At 30.9% G+C, this 6229-nt stretch carries 6 protein-coding genes, 2 tRNA genes and 2 rRNA genes; 2 read left to right on the plus strand and 8 right to left on the minus strand.

From position 1 onward, the window contains the following. Nucleotides 1-13 precede the first annotated feature (13 nt). From BUA92_RS22095 to BUA92_RS22110, 4 genes are all read right to left on the minus strand, one after another. Nucleotides 14-343, minus strand: coding sequence for a cyclic-di-AMP receptor (locus BUA92_RS22095; RefSeq protein WP_021800112.1), 330 nt, complete (start codon nucleotides 341-343; stop codon nucleotides 14-16). 89 nt (nucleotides 344-432) lie between these two features. Next, nucleotides 433-1074: a dTMP kinase gene (gene tmk, locus BUA92_RS22100; protein WP_073022797.1), complete on the minus strand. Its 642-nt coding sequence runs from the start codon at nucleotides 1072-1074 to the stop codon at nucleotides 433-435. Between the two features lie 7 nt (nucleotides 1075-1081). Further along, nucleotides 1082-2494: an aminotransferase class I/II-fold pyridoxal phosphate-dependent enzyme gene (locus tag BUA92_RS22105; protein WP_073022798.1), complete on the minus strand. Its 1413-nt coding sequence runs from the start codon at nucleotides 2492-2494 to the stop codon at nucleotides 1082-1084. A 23-nt stretch (nucleotides 2495-2517) separates the two neighbouring features. Further along, complete coding sequence (locus tag BUA92_RS22110) at nucleotides 2518-2700, minus strand: sigma factor G inhibitor Gin (RefSeq protein ID WP_021800109.1); 183 nt, start codon at nucleotides 2698-2700, stop codon at nucleotides 2518-2520. 181 nt (nucleotides 2701-2881) lie between these two features. Here BUA92_RS22110 and BUA92_RS22115 point away from each other — a divergent pair, with 181 nt between their 5' ends. Together BUA92_RS22115 and BUA92_RS22120 are read left to right on the plus strand one after the other, a co-directional pair. Continuing rightward, nucleotides 2882-4048 carry a zinc-binding metallopeptidase family protein gene (locus tag BUA92_RS22115; protein ID WP_073022799.1) on the plus strand — a complete coding sequence of 389 codons (1167 nt, stop codon included), beginning with the start codon at nucleotides 2882-2884 and terminating at the stop codon, nucleotides 4046-4048. 392 nt (nucleotides 4049-4440) lie between these two features. Beyond that, a complete protein-coding gene (locus BUA92_RS22120; protein ID WP_073022800.1) occupies nucleotides 4441-5349 on the plus strand; it encodes a S66 peptidase family protein in 909 nt (302 codons plus the stop codon). A 151-nt stretch (nucleotides 5350-5500) separates the two neighbouring features. On the opposite strand, the gene BUA92_RS22125 is transcribed toward BUA92_RS22120, so the two are convergent. The 4 genes from BUA92_RS22125 to BUA92_RS22140 form a co-directional block, all read right to left on the minus strand. Further along, nucleotides 5501-5575: transfer RNA gene (locus tag BUA92_RS22125), tRNA-Cys, on the minus strand. A 6-nt stretch (nucleotides 5576-5581) separates the two neighbouring features. Then, nucleotides 5582-5657 (minus strand) — tRNA-Phe (locus BUA92_RS22130). Nucleotides 5658-5662: 5 nt separating this feature from the next. Then, nucleotides 5663-5779: ribosomal RNA gene (rrf, locus tag BUA92_RS22135) — 5S ribosomal RNA — on the minus strand. A gap of 136 nt (nucleotides 5780-5915) precedes the next feature. Further along, nucleotides 5916-6229 (minus strand): 23S ribosomal RNA (locus tag BUA92_RS22140); the annotation flags it as partial.

The raw sequence follows: 6229 nt of genomic DNA on the forward strand, positions 1-6229 counted from the left end.
CTCATCCTTTCAATTATATTTTTACATATTTATCTACATCTACTACAAATACAGTAGCTCCTCCCACTTGAACCTCAACTGGGTATGGAACATATACATCAGCAGTACCTACCATAGGAGTAGGGGATACCACTAGTTGTTTTCTAGTTTTACATACATCCTCAACAATAGTAAGAACCTCATCAACCTTTTCTTTTTCTACTCCTATTAATAGTGTAGTATTTCCGGACTTAAGAAAGCCCCCTGTAGTAGCTAATTTTGTAACCCTGAAACCACCCTCAGTAATTGCCTCAACTAAATCAGCTGTATCATCATCTTGAACTATAGCAATAACTAATTTCATATTCTCCTACCTCCTTTAAACTCTTTAATTCTATTTACTTATAATTATTTTATCATAAAATATTAAGTTAAAATATATTTATATTTCCTTCATATAGCTTTATTCTCAATATTTTCATTGATAATCTTTGAAACTTCTAGATAAACCTCATCTACCGCCCCAGATGCATCCACTTTAACTATATTATGATTGTATTTCTCCATTAAAATACTATATCCTTCTCTAACTTTATCATGAAAATCCATATTTTCTTTATCTAGTCTATTTATTTCTCTTCCCTTATTTTTATTTATTCTTTCTAAACCTAGTTTTGGTTCTATATCAAATAATATTACTAAATCTGGCATATAAGAATCTATAGCAAATTTATTTATCTCATAAACTTCTTCTATTCCAAGACCTCTTGCATAACCTTGATATGCTAATGATGAATGTAAAAATCTATCACATAACACTATTTTACCTTCTTCTAAAGCTGGTACTACCTTCTCTGCTAAATGCTGTCTTCTTGCAGCTGCATATAAAAGGGCCTCTGTTCTTGCATCCATTTTAGTGTTCTTAACATTAAGTATTACTTCTCTTATCTGTTCTGCAATATCTATGCCGCCTGGCTCTCTAGTAATCATACAAGATAGATTTTTCTCTACTAATTCCTGATATACTTTATTAATTACAGTGCTTTTACCAGCACCATCTCCACCTTCAAATGTTATAAACATACCTTTTCCCATCTTCTTTTTACTCCTCTGTTTCTTTTAAAATTTTAATTTTGTTATTATTTATTCCAATACATTCTATATTATCATTTAGTAAATCTAAAAGTTTATTGATCTTTCCTTTAGTAATCTTCTCTCCCATCAATATTAATGGAACTCCTGGTGGATAAGGTACTATATGCTCTTTAGCAATTTTCCCAACAGAGTTTATTATATCAATAAATTCCGCTTCATTATTCATAACTATTATAGGATCTATCAATTCCCCATCTTCAATATCTAAATCATAACTTTTGATTATAGTTTCTTCCTTATCTACCCTTAACTTCAATAAGGCATTTTCTAATCTTTCAAAATCTTCTTCACTATTAAAAGGAGTAGGAATTAAAACTGTTGCTCTTCCTATAGCCATCTCAACTTGAACGCCATTATTTAGGAAGTATTCAACTAAGTCAATATTCTTATACCCCTCATTAATTGATATTACTATTCTAGTAGGATCATATATCCATTTATCTTCTAATTTATTATTATCTATAAAGTCAATTCCCTCTACCTTATCTATAACCTCATTTATTTTCTTTATTCTTCTAATTAGCTTCTCATAAGCCACTTCAGCTTTTTCCTGCAAAAAGGCTCTGCTGTAATCTAAAGTTGACATAAATAGATAGGAAGGGCTTGTACTCATAAATGTTGATAAATAAAACTCTACCTTTTCTTTATCAATTTCATTATTTATATGTAAATAGGCAGTTTGGGTTAATGATGGTAATGTTTTATGAGCACTCATTACCACCATGTCAGCCCCAAGCTTTACTGCACTTTCTGGAAGTTCATTATGAAATCCAAAATGTGCCCCATGTGCTTCATCTATTAAAACTTTAATATACCGCTTTTTGCACTCTGTAATAATCTTAGATATATCTAAACCAATTCCAAAATAATTAGGGTAAGTTAATATAATTCCCTTAATATCTTTTTCATTATCTATTATTTCTAAAAAATGTTCAAAATCTATTCCTAGTGGTGCTCCTAATTTTGAACTTATCTCATTTTTAATATATATGGGTTTTAACTTTCTGACTAATATACCATTAAATATTGATTTATGGCAATTTCTTTCCACTAATACTTTGTCCCCTTCGTTAAAAGAGGAAAAAATCATGGTTAAATTACCCGAAGTGCTTCCATTTACTAAGAAATAGGATTTATAACTTCCATAACATTCACTCAACTTATCTAAAGCTTCTCTTATAATCCCTTGAGGGTTTTGTAAGTTATCTAATCCATCTACCTCAGTAATATCTCCATTTAATATTAAAGTAGTCAGTTCGTCTTGAAATGCTCTTCCATGTTTATGTCCTGGCATGGAAAAGGGTGCATAGTTTTTTTTAATATAGGTTTCTAATCCATAAATTATAGGTGCATCATTCATTACTCTTCCTCTTGCTTATCTGTTTATTGGATATAATTTATTGGTTGTGATAAGTACCTTTTTATCTTACGTTTATAAAACTCATATCTGTCTGTATATACAGGTTCATTTGCAATAGCTTTTTCACAACTTAAACAAATTTCTTTTCCGCATATTATTATACCATTTTCATTAGCTTTTCCACATATAATGCAATTTTTTTTCATAATTGAATTTACCTCCGCTTTTCTTGTCCTATAATATTATCTTGATTTTAACCCCATACACTATATTCTATTCATTTACACGTAAAAGTTATTTTGTCCAACTAACTTTATTTTTGACATATAAATAATTTACTCTTTATTGGAAAAACTAATTTATATGAATAATCAGGAGGGGATTTTTTTGAAGCAAGAAATTATATCTCACATAGCTAGCTGTGAAAAAGATCTATATTCTTTATGTAAGTTTTTATATGAAAATCCAGAAGAAAGTTACTGTGAAGAAAAAGCTTGTTCTTATATAACCACATTGCTTAAAAATAATGGCTTTGAGGTTAAGGAGAAATATTTAGATATTAAGACCTCCTTTTATGCACAAAAGGGAAGCGGTTATCCTAAAATCTGTTTCGTATGTGAATATGATGCCATAAAGGATCAAGGTCATGTAACTGGTCATAATCTATTAACAACAATATCTGTAAGTAGCGCTTTAGGTTTATCTAAAGTAATAGAGAAACTTCAAGGAACTATAATAATACTTGGCTGCCCTGGAGAATACCTAGGTGGAACTAAGTCTACAATGGTAAGACAAGGAGTTTTTGATGATATAGATGTAGTATTAACTGCACATCCAAATATAATAACTGCTGAGAGTGGAACTTCATCTGCCATAATTCCACTAAACGTTAAATTCTATGGAGATAGCGGATTAAGTTTCTTAAATAGTAGTGCCTACACTTCTCTAGACGCTACTTTATTAACCTTTAATATTCTTAATTCTTTATTAAAAGGATTTTCTAAAGATATAGATATAAATTCAGTATTATCAAATGGAGGATACACACCGTTACTTCTTCCTACTGAAACTGATTCTAAATTCTACATACGCTCAAATGACATGGACATTGCTAAAGTTGCCGAAAGTAAATTAAGAGAAATATGTTTATACGTTTCTAAACTAATGCGAGTTAAACATGCAATATCACTTTATGAACCACCTAACGAAGAATTATTAACTAATATTACTCTAAATAGACTTTTTTCTCATAATCTAAAAGAAGCAGGAATAATAGAAATATCAGAGCCTAAAGATACTTCTGCTGGACTTAGTTTAGGCTGCGTAAGTCATAAAGTTCCTTCAATTCATCCATATATAGATATAGTTAATGGAGAAAATATAGAATACGGTTCACTAGAATTTGCTAAAGCAACAATAAGCGACTACGCTTTCCAAAATGCTATGAAGGCCTCTCACGCTTTATGTTTTACTGCCTTAGACCTTATAGAAAATCTAAATCTACTAAGCGAAGTAAAAACTGAATTCTATGAATTCAAGAAAAATTTATACTAAAATTAAAATTTTTATAACACTATAAAAAAATGAGCTACCACACTGGATATCAGTGCATAGCTCATTTTTATTTTTCTTCATATTCCTTTTACATCTATACTGTAGGAGCCGTTTCTCAGGCTCCATTAAAATCCTTTTAATTAGTAGTTATGTTTAATAAGAAGTTAAGCACCTTACTGCTGTAGAGGCTTCTTTTCAAGCCTCATTATATTATTATGTTTAATAAAAATAAAAACATTTAAAAAGTTAAACATTTAAATATAAAACCTAACTCTGTATAAGATACTTAAAATTCACTTAGTCCTTCTTTGAATATAAATAAATACTCCATTTATTAGCACATTTAATTACTTATCTATAGAATATAATATAAATAATTTTTAGGAGTAGTTATGTTAGCTAAAGCACTTAAGAATAATGATCTTATAGGAATTGTATCACCAGCATTCTGCGAGGATATTAAAGTAATAGATGATAAAATAGATACATTTAAGAAATTAGGATTTAATCTTCTTTTAGGCAAACATTTATATAGTCGTTCTGGATATTTTGCAGGAGAAGCTATTGATAGAGCTTCTGATTTAATGAATATGTTTGAAAATAAAGATGTTAAAGCAATTATATGTTTTAGAGGGGGATATGGCAGTATAAACATACTTCCTTATTTAAATTATTCAGTTATTAAAAAGAATCCCAAAATACTATGTGGATATAGTGATTTAACAACTTTGATTAATTATATAAATAAGAAAACTGGCTTGGTAACTTTTCATGGTCCTATGGTAAATTCAGATTTTAATGATGAGCAGACTTTAGAAAGCTTAAAATTTACTTTAATGCAAGGATATAGCCCTTATAATATTCCTTTTGGAGGTTCTGTATGCTACAACGAAGGTAATACTACTGGTATATTAGCTGGAGGAAATTTAGCCACCATTTGCTCTACCTTAGGAACACCTTATGAAATTAATTTTAATAATAAAGTACTACTTATAGAAGAAGTTAATGAATATCCTTATTCTTTAGATAGAATGTTAAGTCAACTTCTGTACTCTGGAAAACTATCAAAATGCAAAGGATTCATATTAGGCCATTTTACTAACTGTACTGTAGAAAATTACTCAAAAAGTTATACTGTTGAGGATATTATAAAAAATATTTTAGTTCCCTTAAATAAGCCTATAATAACTGGATTTTCATTCGGTCATGACTATCCTAATCTTACCTTACCTATTGGGTCAAAGATTAAATTAAACTTTACCTCTAAATATATAGAAATAATGAATAATGTAGTTATATAATTTAATTTTCCACAAAAATATATCTTTTTCACACAAGTTATCCACATCTTCTGTTGATAACTTTTGATTTTTTGTTAATAACTATTATTTAATATCAAATAAATGAGAAAAATAAAAAACTTGCAAACTAATGTTTACAAGTTTTTTTAATTGGAGGCGCCATCCGGATTTGAACCGGAGGATAAAGGTTTTGCAGACCTCTGCCTTACCACTTGGCTATAGCGCCACACAATGGTGGCTCGAGCAGGAATCGAACCAGCGACACGAGGATTTTCAGTCCTCTGCTCTACCGACTGAGCTATCGAGCCATAATATTTGGCGACTTCCTACTCTCCCACACAGTCTCCCATGCAGTACCATCGGCGTAATAAAGCTTAACGATCCTGTTCGGAATGGGAAGGGGTGTTACCTTTATGCCATTATCACCAAATATATTATGAAAGAATTTTGTTCTTTCAAAATTGCACATAAGTGACACTCCAAATCTTCGATTTGGTTAGTGGAACTTACTCATTAGCTTTAGCTAAGGAGTTTCCTTCTAAGTAAATATATATTCCAGTTAACTTTTGGTCAAGCCCTCGATCTATTAGTATGAGTCAGCTAAATATGTTACCACACTTACACCCCTCACCTATCAACCTTGTGTTCTTCAAGGGATCTTACTAGATTACTCTATGGGAAATCTTATCTTGAGGTGGGCTTCACGCTTAGATGCCTTCAGCGTTTATCCCTTCCCGACTTAGCTACCCAGCTATGCTCCTGGCGGAACAACTGGTACACCAGAGGTCAGTCCATCCCGGTCCTCTCGTACTAAGGACAGCTCCTCTCAAATTTCCTACGCCCGCGACGGATAGGGACCGAACTGTCTCACGACGTTCTG

Origin of the sequence: Clostridium intestinale DSM 6191 (assembly GCF_900130055.1) — a bacterium.
GTDB classification, from domain to species: Bacteria; Bacillota; Clostridia; order Clostridiales; family Clostridiaceae; genus Clostridium_T; species Clostridium_T intestinale.